Origin of the sequence: Photobacterium sanctipauli (assembly GCF_003026495.1) — a bacterium.
GTDB lineage: Bacteria > Pseudomonadota > Gammaproteobacteria > Enterobacterales > Vibrionaceae > Photobacterium > Photobacterium sanctipauli.
Map to the genome: position 1 here is coordinate 32,618 of NZ_PYMA01000021.1, position 18,174 is coordinate 50,791.

19 protein-coding genes are annotated in these 18,174 nt (G+C 50.5%); 11 read left to right on the forward strand and 8 right to left on the reverse strand.

Translation table 11 applies throughout. The annotated features are described in order from the left end of the window. Positions 1–85: 85 nt before the first annotated feature. Positions 86–931, reverse strand: a complete 846-nt coding sequence (gene queF, locus C9I98_RS23000) for an NADPH-dependent 7-cyano-7-deazaguanine reductase QueF (protein ID WP_036819854.1) — start codon at positions 929–931, stop codon at positions 86–88. Between the two features lie 63 nt (positions 932–994). Between queF and syd the strand changes: the two genes are divergently transcribed. Continuing rightward, entirely contained in the window at positions 995–1,561 is a 567-nt protein-coding gene (gene syd / locus C9I98_RS23005) for a SecY-interacting protein (protein ID WP_036819857.1), read from the forward strand. Between the two features lie 3 nt (positions 1,562–1,564). Then, positions 1,565–2,344, forward strand: coding sequence for a Zn-ribbon-containing protein (locus C9I98_RS23010; protein WP_036819860.1), 780 nt, complete (start codon positions 1,565–1,567; stop codon positions 2,342–2,344). 79 nt (positions 2,345–2,423) lie between these two features. Here the strand turns inward: C9I98_RS23010 and C9I98_RS23015 are convergent, their stop codons facing one another. The 4 genes from C9I98_RS23015 to C9I98_RS23040 form a co-directional block, all read right to left on the reverse strand. Further along, the gene (locus C9I98_RS23015) at positions 2,424–2,708 is read right to left on the reverse strand and encodes a hypothetical protein (protein WP_036819863.1); all 285 of its coding nucleotides are present in this window, start codon (positions 2,706–2,708) and stop codon (positions 2,424–2,426) included. Between the two features lie 46 nt (positions 2,709–2,754). Beyond that, complete coding sequence (locus C9I98_RS23020; protein ID WP_036819865.1) at positions 2,755–2,985, reverse strand: DUF2789 domain-containing protein; 231 nt, start codon at positions 2,983–2,985, stop codon at positions 2,755–2,757. Between the two features lie 2,454 nt (positions 2,986–5,439). Continuing rightward, positions 5,440–5,745, reverse strand: a complete 306-nt coding sequence (locus C9I98_RS23035) for a DUF3301 domain-containing protein (protein ID WP_036827326.1) — start codon at positions 5,743–5,745, stop codon at positions 5,440–5,442. 27 nt (positions 5,746–5,772) lie between these two features. After that, positions 5,773–6,825 (reverse strand): DUF3549 family protein, encoded by a 1,053-nt coding sequence (locus C9I98_RS23040; RefSeq protein WP_081879046.1) that lies wholly within the window; start codon positions 6,823–6,825, stop codon positions 5,773–5,775. 183 nt (positions 6,826–7,008) lie between these two features. Here C9I98_RS23040 and C9I98_RS23045 point away from each other — a divergent pair, with 183 nt between their 5' ends. From C9I98_RS23045 to C9I98_RS23055, 3 genes are all read left to right on the forward strand, one after another. Then, entirely contained in the window at positions 7,009–7,329 is a 321-nt protein-coding gene (locus tag C9I98_RS23045) for a YqcC family protein (protein WP_036827323.1), read from the forward strand. Between the two features lie 3 nt (positions 7,330–7,332). Beyond that, positions 7,333–8,085, forward strand: a complete 753-nt coding sequence (truC, locus tag C9I98_RS23050) for a tRNA pseudouridine(65) synthase TruC (protein ID WP_036827321.1) — start codon at positions 7,333–7,335, stop codon at positions 8,083–8,085. A gap of 142 nt (positions 8,086–8,227) precedes the next feature. Continuing rightward, positions 8,228–8,689, forward strand: coding sequence for a flavodoxin (locus tag C9I98_RS23055; protein ID WP_036827319.1), 462 nt, complete (start codon positions 8,228–8,230; stop codon positions 8,687–8,689). Positions 8,690–8,727: 38 nt separating this feature from the next. Here C9I98_RS23055 and C9I98_RS23060 read toward each other — a convergent pair whose 3' ends face one another. From C9I98_RS23060 to map, 3 genes are all read right to left on the reverse strand, one after another. Then, positions 8,728–9,108, reverse strand: coding sequence for a DUF3461 family protein (locus C9I98_RS23060; RefSeq protein ID WP_036827329.1), 381 nt, complete (start codon positions 9,106–9,108; stop codon positions 8,728–8,730). A 132-nt stretch (positions 9,109–9,240) separates the two neighbouring features. Continuing rightward, positions 9,241–11,862: a bifunctional uridylyltransferase/uridylyl-removing protein GlnD gene (gene glnD / locus C9I98_RS23065; protein WP_107272529.1), complete on the reverse strand. Its 2,622-nt coding sequence runs from the start codon at positions 11,860–11,862 to the stop codon at positions 9,241–9,243. Between the two features lie 100 nt (positions 11,863–11,962). Next, on the reverse strand, positions 11,963–12,841 hold the full coding sequence (map, locus tag C9I98_RS23070) for a type I methionyl aminopeptidase (protein WP_036817178.1): 879 nt from the start codon (positions 12,839–12,841) through the stop codon (positions 11,963–11,965). Positions 12,842–13,162: 321 nt separating this feature from the next. Here map and rpsB point away from each other — a divergent pair, with 321 nt between their 5' ends. The 6 genes from rpsB (at position 13,163) to C9I98_RS23100 (ending at position 18,145) form a co-directional block, all read left to right on the forward strand. Further along, the gene (gene rpsB, locus C9I98_RS23075; protein ID WP_036817176.1) at positions 13,163–13,891 is read left to right on the forward strand and encodes a 30S ribosomal protein S2; all 729 of its coding nucleotides are present in this window, start codon (positions 13,163–13,165) and stop codon (positions 13,889–13,891) included. A gap of 113 nt (positions 13,892–14,004) precedes the next feature. Then, the gene (gene tsf, locus C9I98_RS23080) at positions 14,005–14,850 is read left to right on the forward strand and encodes a translation elongation factor Ts (protein WP_036817173.1); all 846 of its coding nucleotides are present in this window, start codon (positions 14,005–14,007) and stop codon (positions 14,848–14,850) included. 91 nt (positions 14,851–14,941) lie between these two features. Then, entirely contained in the window at positions 14,942–15,670 is a 729-nt protein-coding gene (gene pyrH / locus C9I98_RS23085; RefSeq protein WP_036817170.1) for a UMP kinase, read from the forward strand. Positions 15,671–15,752: 82 nt separating this feature from the next. Next, positions 15,753–16,310 carry a ribosome recycling factor gene (frr, locus tag C9I98_RS23090; protein ID WP_036817168.1) on the forward strand — a complete coding sequence of 186 codons (558 nt, stop codon included), beginning with the start codon at positions 15,753–15,755 and terminating at the stop codon, positions 16,308–16,310. Between the two features lie 72 nt (positions 16,311–16,382). Then, positions 16,383–17,147 (forward strand): undecaprenyl pyrophosphate synthase, encoded by a 765-nt coding sequence (locus C9I98_RS23095; RefSeq protein ID WP_036817167.1) that lies wholly within the window; start codon positions 16,383–16,385, stop codon positions 17,145–17,147. A 149-nt stretch (positions 17,148–17,296) separates the two neighbouring features. Continuing rightward, positions 17,297–18,145, forward strand: a complete 849-nt coding sequence (locus tag C9I98_RS23100) for a phosphatidate cytidylyltransferase (RefSeq protein ID WP_036817165.1) — start codon at positions 17,297–17,299, stop codon at positions 18,143–18,145. Positions 18,146–18,174: the final 29 nt, after the last annotated feature.

An 18,174-nucleotide genomic window follows, 5' to 3' on the forward strand; every position in this document is an offset into this window, starting at 1 on the left:
AAACAGTATTACCAATATTAATGGGTTGGCAAACCAAGTCCAGCAAAGTATTGAGTTTTGCTGGACTTATCAGCCTAATTTTACGTTATTGACGAGCTAGGCGGAAATTATCGCTTGGGGTTTTGCCCATATTGGTACGGTATGGGTTGATATCCAAGCCGCCGCGGCGGGTATAGCGTGCGTATACCGTCAATAGCTCCGGCTTACAGTATTTCATGATGTCAGTGAAAATACGCTCAACACACTGCTCGTGGAACTCGTTGTGGTTACGGAACGAAATCAGGTAGCGAAGGAGCTTTTCGCGATCGATCTTCTTGCCGGTATAAGAAATGCGTACGCTGCCCCAGTCTGGCTGGCTGGTGATTAGGCAGTTAGACTTCAATAGGTGGCTGTGCAGAATTTCGGTTACCGTCTCTTCGGTTGCCGCGCCTTCTAGGTGGGCTGGGTCGAATTCGTAATCGGTGATTTCGATATCTTGATCGTCGATGCACTCGCCGAAGAAGTTGGCGATAGGTTGATCGTCGAAATCAGACAGGGGCTGAACCGTGACATCCACGTCGGCACCGGCACACTGGGTGAGATCTTTTTGCAAAGTATCGGCAATTTGCTGCCAGCTATCGAACTTAGTTTGGTTGAAGCTGTTGAGGTATAGCTTGAATGACTTCGACTCAATAAGGTTCGGGCTGCTGGCAGGCAAGCGCACTTCGCCAATGGCCACTTGTGGCAGGCCCTTGCTGTTTAGCCAAGATAGCTCGTAAAGCGTCCAGATATCATAGCCTGTAAAAGGCAAGTCATCGCCAAGTGCTAGATCATCTCGGTTCAGGCTACGCGGCACAGGCTGAAGAAGAGAGGCATCGTATTGGTCTTTGTATTCCGTACCCTGACCTAGGGTCAAACCGGCTAATTCTTTCGCGTCTTGATATTTGCTCATACTGTCCTGGACACACTTGGATTAGAATAGCCAAAGTTTACTTAATCTTTTGTGAGGTTGCGAATGAATCATCCGGTTGCGATGGCTTTATCTGAATTTTCTACTCGTTTTTTGCAAGCATGGTGTGATGCTGATCAAGGTTTTCCCCGTAGTGACGATTTGGTGGGGCTCGAATCCCCTTGTGTAAAAGCTGACGACGGTTACGAAGTGACTTGGCAACCGGTGGCAAGAAACCCTGTTGGCGACCTTGATAATGTGGAAAAGGGGATAGAGCTTCGCCTGCATGAAGATATTACTGCTTTTTATTGCTCGCAGTTCAGTGGTGATATGGCGGTACGGTTTAGCGATGCCGGGCATGATCTGGAATTCGATTTGCTGCAAGTTTTCAGCGATCACGATATGTTGCGCCTGCAAGAAAACATTCTTGGGCACTTGGTGACCCAGCGTCGCCTAAAGCTAAAGCCAACGGTTTTTATTGGCGCGATGGATTCGGAAAGCCAGGTCATTTCTGTTTGTAACCTGACAGGCCAGGTATTGTTAGAGACCTTGGGCAAGAACGAGCGAGATGTGCTGGCGGCAGATATCGAGTCGTTTTTGCAGGTGTTGCAACCGATAGTGAAGGCGGGTTAAGCGATGTATGTTGTTGAGTTAGAGTTCGAGTGCTTTGACAACACCACGGTGTCGGCAGTCGACATGGCGGTCAACGGCCTGATGGATGCGCTGCGTTATAACGGCCAGGTGCTGGGGCGAGAATTCCCTATTGTGATGGATGAGGGGATCTTCCGGGTGCGGGCGGTCTGCCCAGAGCAGGATAGCCTGCATAGCCGCTTTCACAGTGATCATGTAAAGGCTTGCCTGAACCGCTTGAGCCAAGCGAGCTTGCTGAGCCCGAAAGTCAAAGTACTCGGTAGGGACATTAACTCAGAAGCGGCGGCAGAGGAGTTCGCACCGTCGTGGCAGGTGATTTATACCACTTATGTCCATACGTGTTCGCCGTTGCGCTGCGGTGAAACCTTGATGCCTATACCTTTGTACCGCCTGCCTGAGCCAACCTTGAATGGCGACCATAAAGCAATAGTGAAATGGCAAACTGAGTGGCAGGCGTGTGACGAGATACAGATGGCAGGCGGCTGCCAGGCCGAGCATGCTACATTGCATGAAATTCGAGATGCCGAAAGCGATCTGTTTCGCCGAGGGTGGGACTTGCGCGGGCGCATTGAATATATCACCAAAATCCCAACCTATTACTACCAATACCAAGTGGGCGGTGATAGCTTGGAGAGCGAATTAAATCGCCCTTGCCCCAAGTGCGGTAATGATGAATGGCGACTGGACGCACCAATTCATGGCATTTTCCACTTCAAATGCGATGAGTGCCGGATCGTATCTAACCTTTCTTGGGACTACCAATAAAGCATAAAGCGGGGAGGCCAGGCCTCCCCGTGATTGTTGGCTGTGACGCTGGCTGGCTTTGAAGCCGGAAGGCGATGAATCAGCTTTGCTGGTTGGTGCCTTCCAACTGGGCCAGCCGCGCAGTGAGATCGGCGACCTGCTGCTCTAGCGACTTTACCCTTTCCTCTAGTGTGGCACTCGGCTCGCACTTCTCTATCTTTGGTACCTTTGCATTTTTCTTCCATGCTTGTAGCGCCTGGATGATCAACGGCATGGGAAGCGGCTGCGATAAGCGGGACTTAATCAAGGCAACCGATGGCTCTTTGCCTTCTTCTGTCAGCGAGCTGATAGCTTGCTCTAGGGCTTGGGTGATTTCTGATGACATCGCTTTTCCTTCCTCTGAAAACTACACCCCGCTTATTGTCGCTGACTTACTTGCGAAGTAAAGCGTCGAGTTGGTCGATGACCTCACACCAGTCCGCATCTTGTTCCTGTGACTCCTTTATAAAGCGGCTTTGCGAGGGTTGCCAGAATTTAGCTTCAGCGAGTTGTTCGTGTTGGACGAGGTGGTGCTCAGCGATGAAGCGCTCGATAAACTCCTTGGAGTTATTGAGCCCCAACTGGCTGAACAGGCTACTGAGGTTGTGATTAAAAGTTTCCATTATTCACTCCGTTGTAAAAAGGGAAGCGGCCCGTAGCGGGAAGAACAAGGGTGATTGACCTAAGTATATATTGTTATCAGCAACTGGTAGGCCGGGAGGTGTTTAGGGTGATCCGCCTATTTCTCGCTACCGTGTGCGAGATCTCTTACAAGGATGTGGGATATTAAAGTTGGTGTATACCCTAGGATATCGCACTTATGGTTTTAAGTTGTTGATTGTATTTTGTTTTATGTTTTATTGATGCTTGGGGTATTGTCTTGCAAGTTGGAAAATGTCGCAAAGCAGGGTTCTTTTCGCATTAGAAAAGCGTAATCTTATTGGTGTCGGAAGGAACTGACGGAACGGAACAGGAAAGCGCCAAGGATTTTGGCAGTCTCAGGAAGAGACCGGTGTACTAGGATGGTATATCGAACATGGATTGTGAAGGGATAGCCTAGGATAGGCAAAATAGTAAACAGGATGTTTGCTAGTCAGGATGACGCAAGGACCACTTCAGGATGAAGTAAGGGACACCTCCAGGACGGATGATGAGAGTCAGGACAGGATGGACTGACGGGTCAGGAAGGCCAAAAGGACAACTTCAGGACGAAGTCATAAAGGATAAGCTGAAGGAATCAGCAGTCAAAGGAAGGATGCAGGGAGCACCATAGTAGCGGGATTGCTGCAAGTAAGACCTAAGGGCGCAACGAAAGTTGCGCCCGTTCTTTTATGTGCGGTGCTATGGATTAAGAGCGGTTCTATGGTTTTGCGGTTATATCGTTTTCTGGAAAGAAGCTAAGCCTGCCTTTCGCATAGGCCAATCATTGACGTTTTTCGAATCTCCTGCACTTTTGCTCCTTTGCACATCACTCCCAGTGGTGGTTGTAAATTGCCACTTGAACGCATATTTCTATTTCTCTTAGCTATGCATCGTCTTTCTTAATTTCCTTCTCTTATTGATGCTTTAGCGTATTCGACCCGCCTGCTTGTGCGAGATCTCTTACAAAGGCGTGGGATAAATTAGTTTTATAAATCAGAAAAATGACAGCTAAATTTATTAAGTTGTTGATTTTTATTGTTTTGTTTGTTTTTCGCTATTTCTCAATAGTGAAAAGGTGAATTAATTTATTCAGCTAGGGTTCAATTTCAGGGCCAAAAGCGTAATCTTATTGGTGTCGGAAGGAACTGACGGAACGGAACAGGAAAGCGCCAAGGATTTGGCAGTCTCAGGAAGAGACCGGTGTACTAGGATGGTATATCGAACATGGACTGTGAAGGGATAGCCGAGGATAGGCAAAATAGTAAACAGGATGTTTGCTAGTCAGGATGACGCAAGGACCACTTCAGGATGAAGTAAGGGACACCTCCAGGATGGATGATGAGAGTCAGGACAGGATGGACTGACGGGTCAGGAAGGCCAAAGGAACAACTTCAGGACGAAGTCAAAAGGACAATGCTGAAGGAAACAGCAGTCAAAGGAATATGCAGGGAGCACCATAGTAGCGGGATTGCTGCAAGTAAGACCTAAGGGCGCAACGAAAGTTGCGCCCGTTCTTTTATGTGCGGTGCTATGGATTAAGAGCGGTGCTATGGCGCTACGGCGCTGTGGTTATATGGTTATATGGTTATTGGTTATAGCTTTCTGGAAAGAAGTTAAGCCTGTCTTTCGTATTGACCAATCATTGACGTTTTTTAATCTCCTGCATCTCTGCATCTCTGCATCTCTGCATCTCTGCATCTCTGCATCTCTGCATCTCTGCACCTCGTGCCCAAGTGGTGGTTGAAAATGACCGTTTGAACGCATATTTCTACTGTTCTTAGCTATGCATCGCCATGCTCAATTTTAGTCCCCATTAGTGCTTTAGCGTATTCAACCCATTTGCTTGTGCGAGATCTCTTACAAAGGCGTGGGATAAATTAGTTTCATAAACTAGAAAATTGACGATGAAATTTATTAAGTGTTTGATTTTATTGTGTTTAATTTTTGTGGTGTTGTTTCCGATGCTGCAGAGGCGAATTAATTTATTCAGCGAGGGTTCAATTTCAGGGGCAAAAGCGTAATCTTAATGGTGTCGGAAGGAACTGACGGAACGGAACAGGAAAAAGCCAAGGATTATGGCAGTCTCAGGAAGAGACCGGTGTACTAGGATGGTATATCGAACATGGACTGTGAAGGGATAGCCTAGGATAGGCAAAATAGTAAACAGGACGTTTGCTAGTCAGGATGACACAAGGACCGCTTCGGGATGAAGTCAGGGACACCTCCAGGAAGGATGATGAGAGTCAGGACAGGATGAACTGACGGGTCAGGAAGGCCAAAGGACAACTTCTGGACGAAGAATAAAAGGAATCTGCTGACGGATTACAGCAATTCAAAGGAATGATGCAGGGAGCACCATAGTAGCGGGACTGCTGCAAGTAAGACCTAAGGGCGCAACGAAAGTTGCGCCCGTTCTTTTTTCCGGGCCAGAATTTCTATTCTCCCGGCATTCGGTGCGGCGGGACATTGAAGGCCAGCGGCCTGAATCCTTTCATGATGATATGCCCTTGATAGGCATCATGCCCGTCGGCGGAAAACTCAAACCAATAGACGGTATGCCAATACCATCGGCCGTGCTGATCTTTCACTTTGTGGGAGCCTCGGGCGATACTGAGCAACTGCAACCCCAATCTCTCGCAGCGCTGGGTAATAAACAGCTGGGCAAGCTCGGTTTGCCGGCGTTGCTGCCAGAATAAATAGCCAAATAGCGCCAGCGCTAAAATTCCCAATAAATTATCCATAATGGGCACTGCCTTCCTTGCTGATGTTTAAGCGTTATTGCCGCGGGCGTGCTGCTGCAACTTAGCGATGGCTTCAACAAGCGCTGGATTTGCTTGGCTATGGAGTACCTGCAGCATAATACCGCGTAGGATAGGCAGCATAACCAGATCGGCAAAGAGTTGGTTGAACAGGGTTTGATCCCCGGCTTCAGCCAAGCGTTGCAAGAACAAGCCGGCAGTTTCTGTATCCGCCAAACCATTCCAGCAGCGACCAGCGATAGCAACTAATACTTCTGGGTGGCAAAGTTCAGGTTGGCCAAGCACTTGCTTCAAAGTCTTGTTGAGCAGGGTGCTGTCGGCACCGGATAGCGCACGCAATAGGGCACCAACTAAGAATAAATCGGCTTGCTCTACCGCGCTCTCGTCACTGATGCGCCCGGCAATGCGCGACGATAAGTTCTCGGGAAGATCGCAGTGCTCTAGGCAGCCCAATAGGGCGTATAGCGGTGTTAGCGGCAACTGGTTGACCGACTTGCGCAGCAAGGTGGCATTGTTTTCTTGCTTCATCCGGGCACAAACATCAGCCAGGCCTTGAAGGCCAACGCCCTGCCATTTATCCCAACCAAGCTCGCCGGTTAGGAAGTGCTGGGCATGCTCATAATATTGGCTTGCTGGCAATGACAACTGCTGGCGTAACTGGGCATGGAAGATCGCCATTTTGTCGTCATTTGGCTTGAAGGTGTAAGGATTCGCCGCCAGCTTCTCTTGCTCTTCTTCCGTTGGGGTTGTGTTGAGTGTTGCTCCCATTGCTTCAATGACATACTTGATGAAGTCGCCCACGGCCGCTTGCTTAAGCAAGCCGCGCTCATCGAGGGGCAGGCGCAGGAACCAAATCCACGGCGGGTTGTTTTCCTGCCAGAATGAAATAGAGAGGTTGGCGTGTTGTTGCAGTGGCCATGGATATGGCTGGCGGTTGTCCTCAACAGCCTTGAACTGTTCTACATCGATCTCGGCGACGCGGCGGCCAAGGTCGAAAATCTTATATTGGCAGCCAGCATTGTCTAAGAGCTGGGTCAGGGTGTGAAATTTATCCATGGGCATACTCGGTGCTCCTTAATCTAGGAGAAAGAGTATATACCCAAGTTACTTCAAGATGCATGTACCAACAGGAATTTCTTACTTTGCAAATACCCTGTCGGGCGTTGGGGATTGCAGGGAGAGGTGGTATCCTTCGCCCCCAATATACACACAGCACAAAAACACCGTTGTCTTCGAGGTAATGAGATGGACAAATCCCGTCATTGCCAGCTACTGCTGGAAAAACTGACCGAGGTTATGCAAGCCAATGCGCTTTGGGAAGCAACGCCACCCCCACCAAGTGCGCTGCAAAGTACTCAGCCATTTGCCATTGATTGCCTCAGCTGCGAGCAGTGGTTGCAATGGGTGTTGATCCCTAGGCTCAGCTATCTAATCCAAGTGGCGCAGCCGCTACCGCAGGCATTTGAGATCTCTCCTTATGTTGAGGAGGCAATGAAGTACGCGAAGGGCCAACAGGCCGTATTGACTGTCACCCGTGAACTTGACCAATTATTTAAGATTAACTGATTTATGGAACTTGAAATCCTGTATCGCGACGAGCACCTGGTCGCGGTAAATAAACCGGCGGGTATGCTGGTTCACCGCTCTTGGCTAGACCGTCACGAAACGGTTTTTGTGATGCAGACGCTTCGTGATCAAATTGGCCAGCATGTGTTTCCGCTCCACCGTTTGGATCGCCCGACATCGGGTGTGCTGTTGTTTGCCTTGTCGAGCGAGACCGCAGCCGTGATGATGCCCAAGTTTGCTGGTCGCGATGTGAAAAAAACCTACCATGCGGTGGTAAGGGGCTGGGTAAAAGAAGCCGCCGTGCTGGATTACCCATTGAAAGAAGAGCTGGATAAGATCGCCGACAAGGATGCCGACCAGGACAAAGAAGCCAAAGAGGCCATCACCGCCTACGCGCCTTTAGCCAAGGTGGAAACAGACATTCCGGTCGGTCGCTATGCCACAAGCCGCTATACCTTGGTGGAAATGAAGCCCGAGACCGGCCGCAAGCATCAGCTGCGCCGCCATATGCACCACCTTAGCCACCACATCATTGGTGACGTTAACCACGGTGATGGCCGCCACAACCGGATGTTCCGCGAAAATTACCAATGCCGTCGTTTGATGTTGCATGCATCGCGATTGCAACTGGCTCATCCGATCAGCGGTGAGGTGCTTGATATCCGCGCGGGTGTCGATGAAGCATGGGGTCGGGTGATGGACGCCTTTGAATGGCCGCTATCTTTGTTGAGCCCCAAGAGCCCAGATCAGGACTAGGCTCAGTAGTTAAACTTGCATCCGGCCGTATCAACAGCCACAGTTATTATTATACCTAAGTTACCTCAAGGTGCAGGATTCACAGTGGTATCGGTAATTGATTCATTGCCTTCGGGCGCTAATGCAAAGGATGGTGTTGGACATGGCTAAAATCGGAGTCTTTGTTGGTACGGTGTATGGTGGGGCTGAGGAAGTGGCCGAAGCCGTGGTGAGCCATTTGGCAGAATCGGGCCATCAGGTGGAGTTATATCTCGATCCGACGTTGGAAGAGTTTCTTGCCTACCAGCAGGATTTGGCGTTGGTGGTATCGTCAACGACAGGCCAGGGGGAAATCCCCGATAACCTGTTACCGCTTTATCAATCCCTCAACGATACGTTCCCGTTAATGCCGAACCTGCGCTACGGCGTGATAGCGCTGGGTGATTCCAGCTATGGCGAAGAGCGCTTTTGCGGTGGCGGCAGGCAGTTCGACGAACTGCTCAGGGAGCTGCAGGCTAAACCCTTGGCCGAGAGGTTGGACGTGGATGCTTGCGTTAACTTCGATGCCCTTGAGGTCGCTATGCCTTGGCTGGTGAGCTGGACCAAGCTGGCCGACGCGGCATAAGAGCTAGAGCGATGGAGCCCCTGGGGGCTCCTTGGCGATCATTTCAATTTTTCAAGATCGGCTTCGATCTCGGCGATCTTGTGCGTCACGACTTGTTCCAAGTGCCTTAAATCACTGAGTATCTTTTTCTTGATATCGACATCGCTGTGCTTGCGGTTGGTGATTTGATCCAACTCGTCGATGACAAACGTCAGGGTGCGGTTGATCTCGGTGACTTCCTTGTACTCGCGGCTGCCGCTGTTGACCATAACCGACTTGCGCTGGCGGGGAAACTTGAGCTTTACGCTTTTGGCGAACAATTCGCCCTTCTGTTTCTTGAAGTAGACTTTGAGGATGTCGTTAGCGGCTTCCTGGCGCAAGCTGTAGCGCTCGATACTGTCCGGCTTTTCAATCCCGATGCTGGTGAGGTTTGGGTACATACAGGCCTCATTCGTTATAGATTGGGTGGATAATAGGTTGTAATTGTTATTGTAGTTGGCAACCAGCATGGATACTGTACTGGCTGCCAGTGTGATAGGTGAGGCGTATGGCCTCCCTGATTTTTCTTATCTCTAGGATTGCTTCTCTAACCGGGCTAGCAACGCCTCTCGCAATTGAGCTTGCTCCTCTGGTGTTAGCGGGCTGCCATCTTGGCCGGTGACGATGAAGAAGTCTTCGGCCCGCTCGCCAATGGTCGTAATTTTTGCTGCCTGTAGGCTGATGTTTTGGCGGGCAAATACCGAACCGACGCGGGCAAGCAACCCCGGCATATCAAGGGCAACCAACTCCATCATGGTGTTCTTGCCTGACTTGGTTGGCAGGAAGTCGACCTGGGTCTTGACCTTGAAGTGCTGCAGTTTGTGCGGCGGGCGCTTTTTCTTGCGATCCGACTTCATGTGGGTCAGGGCGTTGACCAACGCCCGGCGTACCGTGTTGTGGCGGCTTTCATTCAGCGCCTTGCCGCTTGGGTCGAGCACCATGAAGGTATCGAGGGCGAAGCCATCCTTGCTGGTCATGACTTGGGCGTCATGGACACTGAGGTTCTTCTTATCGAGCTCAGAAACCACAATGGCGAACAGCTTGGTTTTGTCCTTGCAGTAGACAAAGACCTCGGTACCGCCCCTGGTCGGCTTCTTGCTAAGCAGGATCAGCGGCTTGTCGTGGTCGTCATGGTTGAGGATAGCCTCGGCATGCCAAGCAATCTGTTTGTGGGTGTGGCGCAGGAAGTAATCAGCCTTGAAGCGCTGCCATAGCACGTCGATTTCGCGCTGGGCAAAGCCCTCGCTACGCAATAGCGCCGAGGCCATCTGCTGGTTGTGGCGGATACGTTCGCGAACGTCGGGCGGGTTTTCCAAACCGCGGCGCAGGGCCTTTTGGGTTGAGTAGTACAGCTCGGCCAGCAAGGTGCGTTTCCAGCTGTTCCAGAGCTCTTGGTTGGTCGCACAGATATCGGCAACCGTTAGGCAGATCAGGTGATCGAGCCTTTCCTCGTCGCGTACCGTCTTGGCGAACTCGGTGACCACTTCCGGATCGTAAATATCCCGGCGCTGGGCGGTGACAGACATCAGCAAGTGTTGGTTCACCAGCCATTTCACCAAGTTGGCCTCGGGCTTTGACAGGCCGTGTTGGATACAGAAATCGTAGGCGTCGACCCCGCCTAGTTCTGAGTGGTCGCCGCCACGCCCTTTGGCAATATCATGGAAGATGGCCGCTAGGATCAGTATTTCCTTCTTGGCTACCCGCGGGTAGACCTCGCAGCAGATAGGGTGACGTTGGCGGTTTTCGTTATCGCTGAACTTATTGAGGTTCTTGAGCAGGCGGACGGTATGCTCATCGACGGTATAAACGTGAAACAAGTCGAACTGCATCTGGCCGACTATCTGGCTCCATTGCGGCAGGTAAGTCGAGAGCACGCCGTGGCGGTGCATCAGGCGAAAGGCTTTTTGCAGGCAGTTCGGCTGACGTACCAATTCCATAAATTTGTCCCGGGCCTCCGGGATATCAATCAAGAAGCGGTTGAGGCGGCGGCGCGCGGTACGCAGCTGGCGCAGGGTAGGTGCGGCAATACCTTCGATTTCCGAGTTGCGGGCAATGTGCAGGAACATTTCCAGAATGGTTTCCGGACGGGCCTGAAACAGTGCTGGCTTGGTGGCTTCGATCAGTTGGCCGCGGATTTGGAAATCTTCATCGAGCTCAACGGGCTCTGCCGCCGTCCCTTGGTTGAGTATTGCCTGGTCGAACAGTTGCAACAGCATTTTGTTCAGCTCGGCGACCCGGCGCAAGGTACGGTAGAAATCCTTCATCATCATTTCGACCGCTTGGTTGCCCTCGCCAGCGTAGCCAAGCAGCTCGGCTACCGAGGCTTGGTGGCCGAAGGTCAGGCGGTTGTCGTAGCGGCGCAACTCGCAGTGCAGGGCAAAGCGGATCCGCCACAATGAGTCTTGGCATTCAACCAGCTCGCGGTACTCGGCATCGGTCAGGAAGCCGAAGCGGCTCATCTCCAACAGGCTGGTGGCCCCGAAGTGGCGGCGGGCAACCCAGCTCAACGTGTGGATGTCCCTCAAGCCACCCGGGCTGGATTTGATATCCGGCTCAAGGTTGTAGGTGGTGTCGTGGTAGCGGGCATGGCGGGTTTTCTGCTCATCCAGCTTGGCTTGGTAGAACTGTTCGCTGGGCCAGAAATTGCCGGCGTTTATCTTCTCTTCCAGTTGCTGGTAGGTTTCTTGGTTGCCGCAAAGCCAGCGCGACTCTTGCAAGTTGGTGGCAACGGTGAGGTCGTCCATGCCTATCTGGATGCAGTCATCAATGGTGCGAACACTGTGGCCGACATCGAGCTTCAAGTCCCACAACAGGGTGATGAAGGCACTGACGGTGGCGCCGGTGGCATCATCTAGCGGTTGCTCGCTCAGGATCAAGATGTCGACATCCGATAGCGGGTGCAACTCGCCCCGGCCATAGCCGCCGACGGCGATCAGGGCGAGATCGTGCTGGTCAAACAGGTTGAAATGCTGCCACAGCTGCCTGAGTAGCTGATCGATATAGTGGGAGCGAGCCTCAACCAACGAGGTGACTGGGGCATGGTTCAGAAATTGCTGCTTCTGCTGGGCGGTGAATTGCTCTAGCGCTAAGCGCAATTGCTCTGGGGTGAACTTGTCCGCGGTCTCGGTCACAGGGGTAGAAGAGGAGTCTGTCATTGCCGTCCGTGCATGTAATGGAGTCTTGTTATAACCCTACCACGGATATTGGGAGAAATCTTGGCCATAAAAAAACCGACCAGAGGTCGGTTATTTGGGATTAGGCGTTTCGCATTAGGCGAGGGATGGTGTCATCGCTGCGCAGGGTCAGCACTTCACAGCCGGTGTCGGTGACAACAATGGTGTGCTCGTACTGGGCAGACTTCTTGCCGTCAGCCGTGTAAACCGTCCAGTCATCGGCCGCATCGACGCTACAGCCGAACTTGCCCGCGTTGATCATCGGCTCGATAGTGAAGCACATGCCCGCTTTAAGCACGGTACGGTCGCTGTTGCGGTAGTGAACCACCTGTGGCTCTTCGTGGAATTCGCTGCCGATACCGTGGCCGCAGAAGTCTTTCACGATAGAGTACTTGTTCAGTGGGTTCTTCTTGTTGTTGTCCTTGATGAACTTCTCGATAGCAGTACCGATATCGCCCACGCGTGCGCCAGGTTTCACTTTGCGCATACCCACATACAGGGCTTCTTGCGTGACGCGGCACAGGCGCTTGTCGGCCGGTGTTACGTCGCCGACAAGGAACATCTTCGAGGTGTCGCCGTGGTAGCCCGCAGGACGCACGCTCAGGTCGGCGTTTTCGTCGTTCGGCACGATCACCGTAATGTCGACATTGATGATGTCGCCATTTTTCAATACCGCTGGCTTAAGCTGGCCGTTGCTGCCCATCTCATCTTGGCTTGCCGGAATGCCGTGGCAAACAATGTGGTTGATAGAGGTACAGATCGACTTAGGGAATCCGTGGTAGTCGAGTGGCGCGGAGTAAGCACCTTTTTCTAACGCATAGTCATGACAGATTTTATTTAGTTCATCTGTCGTCACACCTTCTTTGATGTGAGGCTCAATCATTTCCAGAACTTCTGCTGCCAAACTACCGGCTGCGCGCATTTTTTCAATTTCATCAGCCGTTTTGATCTTGATGCTCATTCAATCTTCTCTGCATTGACTGTTTTCTATTCTTTACATGTTAACAGCGAGGGCACGTGATGGAAACCAAGATTGCGGTTGTTGACGATATTTAAACTGGATTTCGGTTGCTAAAATATGGTATAAAGCGCGCCGTAATTGGGTAATTGGATTTCGATTCAGTTATTCAGATTGCACTTAAACTTTTATTAATCACTCACACATATCGACACATCTTCCGGGGTGCCCAACAATCTTTCGCGAGGTTGTCACGTCTTAGGGCGTATATTGGGTCGGTCAAGATGGGATATGTGGACGCCTAACCCCATAGAGGATTATTCAATGGCAACTGTATCAATGCGCGACATGCTTAAGGCTGGTGTTCACTTCGGTCACCAAACTCGTTACTGGAACCCTAAGATGAAGCCGTTCATCTTCGGTGCTCGTAACAAGGTGCACATCATCAACCTTGAGAAGACTGTACCAATGTTCAACGACGCTCTAGCAGAAATCAACAAGATTGCTGCTCGTAAGGGCAAAGTACTATTTGTTGGTACTAAGCGTGCAGCCAGCGAATCTATCAAAGAAGCTGCAGTTAACTGTGACCAGTTCTACGTAAACAACCGCTGGTTGGGTGGTATGCTGACTAACTGGAAAACTGTTCGTCAGTCAATCAAGCGTCTAAAAGACCTTGAAGTTCAGTCAACAGACGGTACTTTCGACAAGCTAACCAAGAAAGAAGCGCTAATGCGTACTCGTGAAATGGAGAAGCTTGAGAAATCTCTAGGCGGTATCAAGAACATGGGCGGCCTACCAGACGCTATGTTCGTAATCGATGCTGACCACGAGCACATCGCTATTAAAGAAGCTAACAACCTAGGTATCCCAGTATTTGCTGTTGTTGATACTAACTCTAACCCAGATGGTGTTGACTTCGTAATCCCAGGTAACGATGACGCAATCCGTTCTATCCAGCTATACACTGGTGCTGTTGCTCAAACTGTTACTGAAGGCCGCAACCAAGACATCGTTGCACAGGCTGAGCAAGACGGTTTCGTAGAAGCTGAATAATAGCCTGCTCCTTTGAGCATCTTAAGTTACCTTGTGTAAACTAAGAATGGTTACCAGGGGCCGATAATGGCCCCTGATTTTTACACCAAGTATTCAAAACTGAGGATATAACAATGGCAACAGTTACAGCTGCCCTAGTTAAAGAACTGCGCGAACGTACTGGCGCAGGCATGATGGAATGTAAGAAAGCACTAGTTGAAGCTAACGCTGACATCGAGCTAGCAATCGAAAACATGCGTAAGAGCGGTGCTGCTAAAGCTGCTAAAAAAGCAGGTAACGTTGCTGCTGAAGGCACAATCCTAATCAAAGACGCTGACGGCGTTGCAGCGCTTCTAGAAGTTAACTGTCAGACTGACTTCGTTGCTAAAGATGCTAACTTCCTAGCATTCGCTAACGAAGTACTAGCTGTAGCACTAGCTGAGCGTCTAGACGTTGCAGCTCTTCAGGCTAAGTTCGAAGAAACTCGCGTTGCTCTAGTTGCTAAGATCGGTGAGAACATCTCTATCCGTCGCGTTGAGTACATCGAAGGCGAAAACATCGCTTCTTACCGTCACGGCGACCGCATCGGTGTTGTTGTTGCTGGTAACGGCGACGCAGAAACTCTGAAGCACATCGCTATGCACGTAGCTGCTTCTAAGCCTGAGTTCGTAAACCCAGAAGACGTACCTGCAGACGTTGTTGAAAAAGAGCGTCAGGTTCAGGTTGAAATCGCGATGAACGAAGGCAAGCCAGCTGAAATCGCAGAGAAGATGGTTATCGGCCGCATGAAGAAATTCACAGGCGAAATCTCTCTAACTGGTCAGCCATTCATCATGGAACCTAAGAAAGCTGTTGGCGAATTCCTAAAAGAGAAAGGCGCTACAGTAACTAACTTCATCCGCCTAGAAGTTGGTGAAGGTATCGAGAAAGCTCAAGAAATGAGCTTCGCTGAAGAAGTAGCAGCAGTACAGAAGGGTTAATCCTTCTTGCTAAGAACTCCAAAGACCGTAGCCTAGGCTGCGGTCTTTTTACAACTCCGTATCTATATTTGTAAGCCTGGAAGGTAAACTAATGACCACGAATCCTAAACCGACTTATCAACGTATTCTGCTCAAACTCAGTGGGGAAGCACTGCAGGGCGAGGAAGGTTTTGGTATTGATGCACAAGTTCTTGACCGTATGGCTCAGGAAATCAAAGAACTGATTGAATTAGGTGTGCAAGTTGGCCTTGTTATCGGTGGTGGTAACCTGTTCCGTGGTGCTGGCCTAGCTGAAGCAGGTATGAACCGAGTTGTGGGCGACCACATGGGTATGCTAGCTACCGTGATGAACGGCCTTGCAATGCGTGACGCACTACATCGTGCCTATGTGAACGCTCGAGTGATGTCGGCAATCCCGCTAAATGGCGTGTGTGACAACTACAACTGGGCTGACGCGATCAGCCAGCTGCGCCAGGGTCGCGTGGTAATCTTCTCTGCGGGTACCGGTAACCCATTCTTCACTACCGACTCTGCTGCTTGTCTGCGCGGTATCGAAATCGAAGCTGACGTGGTACTAAAAGCAACAAAAGTTGACGGTGTATTCACAGAAGATCCAGTTAAAAACCCAGACGCTGTTCTTTATGATAAGCTTAGCTACCAAGACGTTCTTGAAAAAGAACTAAAAGTAATGGATCTTGCAGCATTTACTCTTGCTCGCGACCACGGTATGCCTATTCGTGTATTCAACATGAACAAGCCAGGCTCTCTTCGCCGCGTGGTAATGGGTGAGCAAGAAGGTACGTTGATTACCAACGACTAAGTATCTTGTCGAAAGAGCTTACTTCTTTTATTCGGAAGCCTACGGGCTTCCGATTTTACCGAATGATTAAAGGGTATTAACCGTGATTGAAGAAATTAAACAAGATGCGCAGGAGCGCATGGGCAAAAGTGTTGAAGCGCTTAAAAACCAGCTAGCAAAAGTACGTACTGGCCGTGCTCACCCGAGCCTGCTGGATACTATCTACGTTGAGTACTACGGTGCAAACACGCCTCTTAAGCAGCTAGCAAACGTTGTTGCTGAAGACGCGCGTACTCTGGCAATCACTGTTTTCGATAAAGAGCTAACGCCTAAAATCGAAAAAGCGATCATGATGTCTGACCTAGGCCTGAACCCAATGTCAGCGGGTACTGTGATCCGCGTTCCACTTCCACCACTAACGGAAGAGCGTCGTCGCGATCTTGTTAAAATCGTACGCGCTGAAGCAGAGCAAGGCCGTGTTGCCGTTCGTAACATCCGTCGTGATGCGAACGCAGACGTGAAAGCACTGCTTAAAGAGAAAGAAATTTCTGAAGATGATGATCGCCGCGCACAGGACGACATCCAGAAGATCACAGACGCAGCAGTGAAAGAAATTGATGCGATTCTAGATGTGAAAGAAAAAGAGTTGATGGAAGTTTAATCGACTTCATTGGCTTGAACAAAGTACAGGGCGCTGTGCGTGCAGCACAGCGTTTTTTTTTGAGGGAGATGTATGGCAGAGCATACAATCGATACTGCACTCTTTGCTGATAGTTTGCCTAAGCACGTTGCCGTCATAATGGATGGAAACGGCCGCTGGGCGAAGGCGAGAGGCAAGGCTCGAGTGTTTGGCCATAAGGCTGGCGTAGAAGCCGTACGTAAAACTGTCTCGACAGCAAACCGCCTTGGTATCAAGGTTGTGACGCTTTTCGCTTTCAGTAGTGAAAACTGGCGCCGCCCTGAAGACGAAGTGTCTTTGTTAATGGAGCTCTTCATTACGGTATTGGGCCGTGAAGTGAAGCGACTTCATAAGAACAATATTCGCCTGCGCATTATTGGTGATACCACAAGGTTTAGTGAGCGTTTGCAACGTAAAATTGCCGAAGCTGAGGCGTTGACGGAAAACAATACTGGTATGGTATTGAATGTTGCCGCCAACTACGGTGGTCAGTGGGATATTCTTCAGGCTGCAAAACGCTTGGCACACCAAGTGGCTCACGGCGGATTGACTGCTGAGGATATCACTGAAGATATGCTCGCCGATGGCCTATCAACGGCAGGGTTGCCTGAGGTTGATTTGCTGATCCGTACCAGTGGCGAATGCCGCATCAGTAATTTTATGCTATGGCAAACCGCTTATGCTGAGTTGTACTTCACGGAGCAGCATTGGCCTGACTTCGATGAAGCCAGCATGGCCAACGCCGTAGCATGGTTTGTGAACCGAGAGCGCCGCTTCGGCTGCACCGGTGAGCAAGTACAAGCTTTACTTGAGCAATAAGTAGCGATGGCACCGCGTGTCGGGTTACGATTTTATCTTTAGGGCATCTGACATTAGGTTGTGATGCCTTTTTTACTGGTTGCCAGGTAGGCAACATTAGGTTGGGCTATGGCTCCAGCCATCAAAAAATAATATTGAGAGGACGCAGTTTGCTTAAGCAACGTATTATTACCGCAGTCATCCTCGCTCCCCTAGTTATTGCAGGAATTTTTCTTCTTCCTTTTCCTGCTTTTGTTGCCGCGCTAGCAGGTATTACCCTGATTGGCTTCTGGGAGTGGACACAATTTGTTGAAGCGAAGTCGCGTGTTGCCGCGATGGTGCTTCCGACCTTGGTTCTTGGGGCTTCAATCGCTTTGATGCCGACCGACGCAACAACGCTATCAATGCTAGCGTCATCGCACCAAGCCGTACTGCTGATTGGCGGTATTTGGTGGGCCGTTGCCTCGGCGCTGGCTATCAGCTATCCGCGCAGTGCCAAACTATGGTCAACATCTATCCCTTTGAAATACCTTTTTGGTTTGCTGACCCTGCTTCCTTTCTTCTGGAGCGTGCTGATGCTGCGCGCCGTTAACTACCTCGAATCGCCGTATCACGGTGCTAAACTGGTGATGCTGGTTTGTTTCTTGGTTTGGGCGGCAGATACTGGTGCGTACTTCTCCGGTAAGCGCTTCGGTAAGCACAAGATGGCCCCTGCAGTGAGCCCGAATAAGACGATCGAAGGCCTGGCTGGTGGCGCTTTGCTGGCGGTATTGGTGACATGGGGCGGTGCCGCCCTGATGGACATCCCGTTTGTCAGCCTGGGTAGCCTGCTATTGATTGCTGTGGTAACCGTGGTGGCATCGGTACTGGGCGATCTTGTTGAAAGTATGTTCAAGCGTGTTTCCGGAATTAAAGATAGCGGAAGTATCTTACCAGGCCACGGCGGTATCTTAGACCGCATTGATAGCCTAACCGCCGCCCTTCCTGTATTTGCCTTACTGTATCTTTGGTTGATATAAGCCTTTCTAACGTGCTCCCAGTGAACGCT

Excerpts from the sequence above, each read along its gene's own strand:
- C9I98_RS23020 (WP_036819865.1), bottom strand. The coding sequence starts at position 2,985 with ATGGAAACTTTTAATCACAACCTCAGTAGCCTGTTCAGCCAGTTGGGG.
- queF (WP_036819854.1), bottom strand. The coding sequence starts at position 931 with ATGAGCAAATATCAAGACGCGAAAGAATTAGCCGGTTTGACCCTAGGT.
- C9I98_RS23060 (WP_036827329.1), bottom strand. The coding sequence starts at position 9,108 with ATGTACCCAAACCTCACCAGCATCGGGATTGAAAAGCCGGACAGTATC.
- C9I98_RS23035 (WP_036827326.1), bottom strand. The coding sequence starts at position 5,745 with ATGGATAATTTATTGGGAATTTTAGCGCTGGCGCTATTTGGCTATTTA.
- rpsB (WP_036817176.1), top strand. The coding sequence starts at position 13,163 with ATGGCAACTGTATCAATGCGCGACATGCTTAAGGCTGGTGTTCACTTC.
- glnD (WP_107272529.1), bottom strand. The coding sequence starts at position 11,862 with ATGACAGACTCCTCTTCTACCCCTGTGACCGAGACCGCGGACAAGTTC.
- C9I98_RS23015 (WP_036819863.1), bottom strand. The coding sequence starts at position 2,708 with ATGTCATCAGAAATCACCCAAGCCCTAGAGCAAGCTATCAGCTCGCTG.
- map (WP_036817178.1), bottom strand. The coding sequence starts at position 12,841 with ATGAGCATCAAGATCAAAACGGCTGATGAAATTGAAAAAATGCGCGCA.
- truC (WP_036827321.1), top strand. The coding sequence starts at position 7,333 with ATGGAACTTGAAATCCTGTATCGCGACGAGCACCTGGTCGCGGTAAAT.
- C9I98_RS23045 (WP_036827323.1), top strand. The coding sequence starts at position 7,009 with ATGGACAAATCCCGTCATTGCCAGCTACTGCTGGAAAAACTGACCGAG.
- pyrH (WP_036817170.1), top strand. The coding sequence starts at position 14,942 with ATGACCACGAATCCTAAACCGACTTATCAACGTATTCTGCTCAAACTC.
- syd (WP_036819857.1), top strand. The coding sequence starts at position 995 with ATGAATCATCCGGTTGCGATGGCTTTATCTGAATTTTCTACTCGTTTT.
- C9I98_RS23040 (WP_081879046.1), bottom strand. The coding sequence starts at position 6,825 with ATGCCCATGGATAAATTTCACACCCTGACCCAGCTCTTAGACAATGCT.
- C9I98_RS23055 (WP_036827319.1), top strand. The coding sequence starts at position 8,228 with ATGGCTAAAATCGGAGTCTTTGTTGGTACGGTGTATGGTGGGGCTGAG.
- C9I98_RS23095 (WP_036817167.1), top strand. The coding sequence starts at position 16,383 with ATGGCAGAGCATACAATCGATACTGCACTCTTTGCTGATAGTTTGCCT.
- C9I98_RS23010 (WP_036819860.1), top strand. The coding sequence starts at position 1,565 with ATGTATGTTGTTGAGTTAGAGTTCGAGTGCTTTGACAACACCACGGTG.
- tsf (WP_036817173.1), top strand. The coding sequence starts at position 14,005 with ATGGCAACAGTTACAGCTGCCCTAGTTAAAGAACTGCGCGAACGTACT.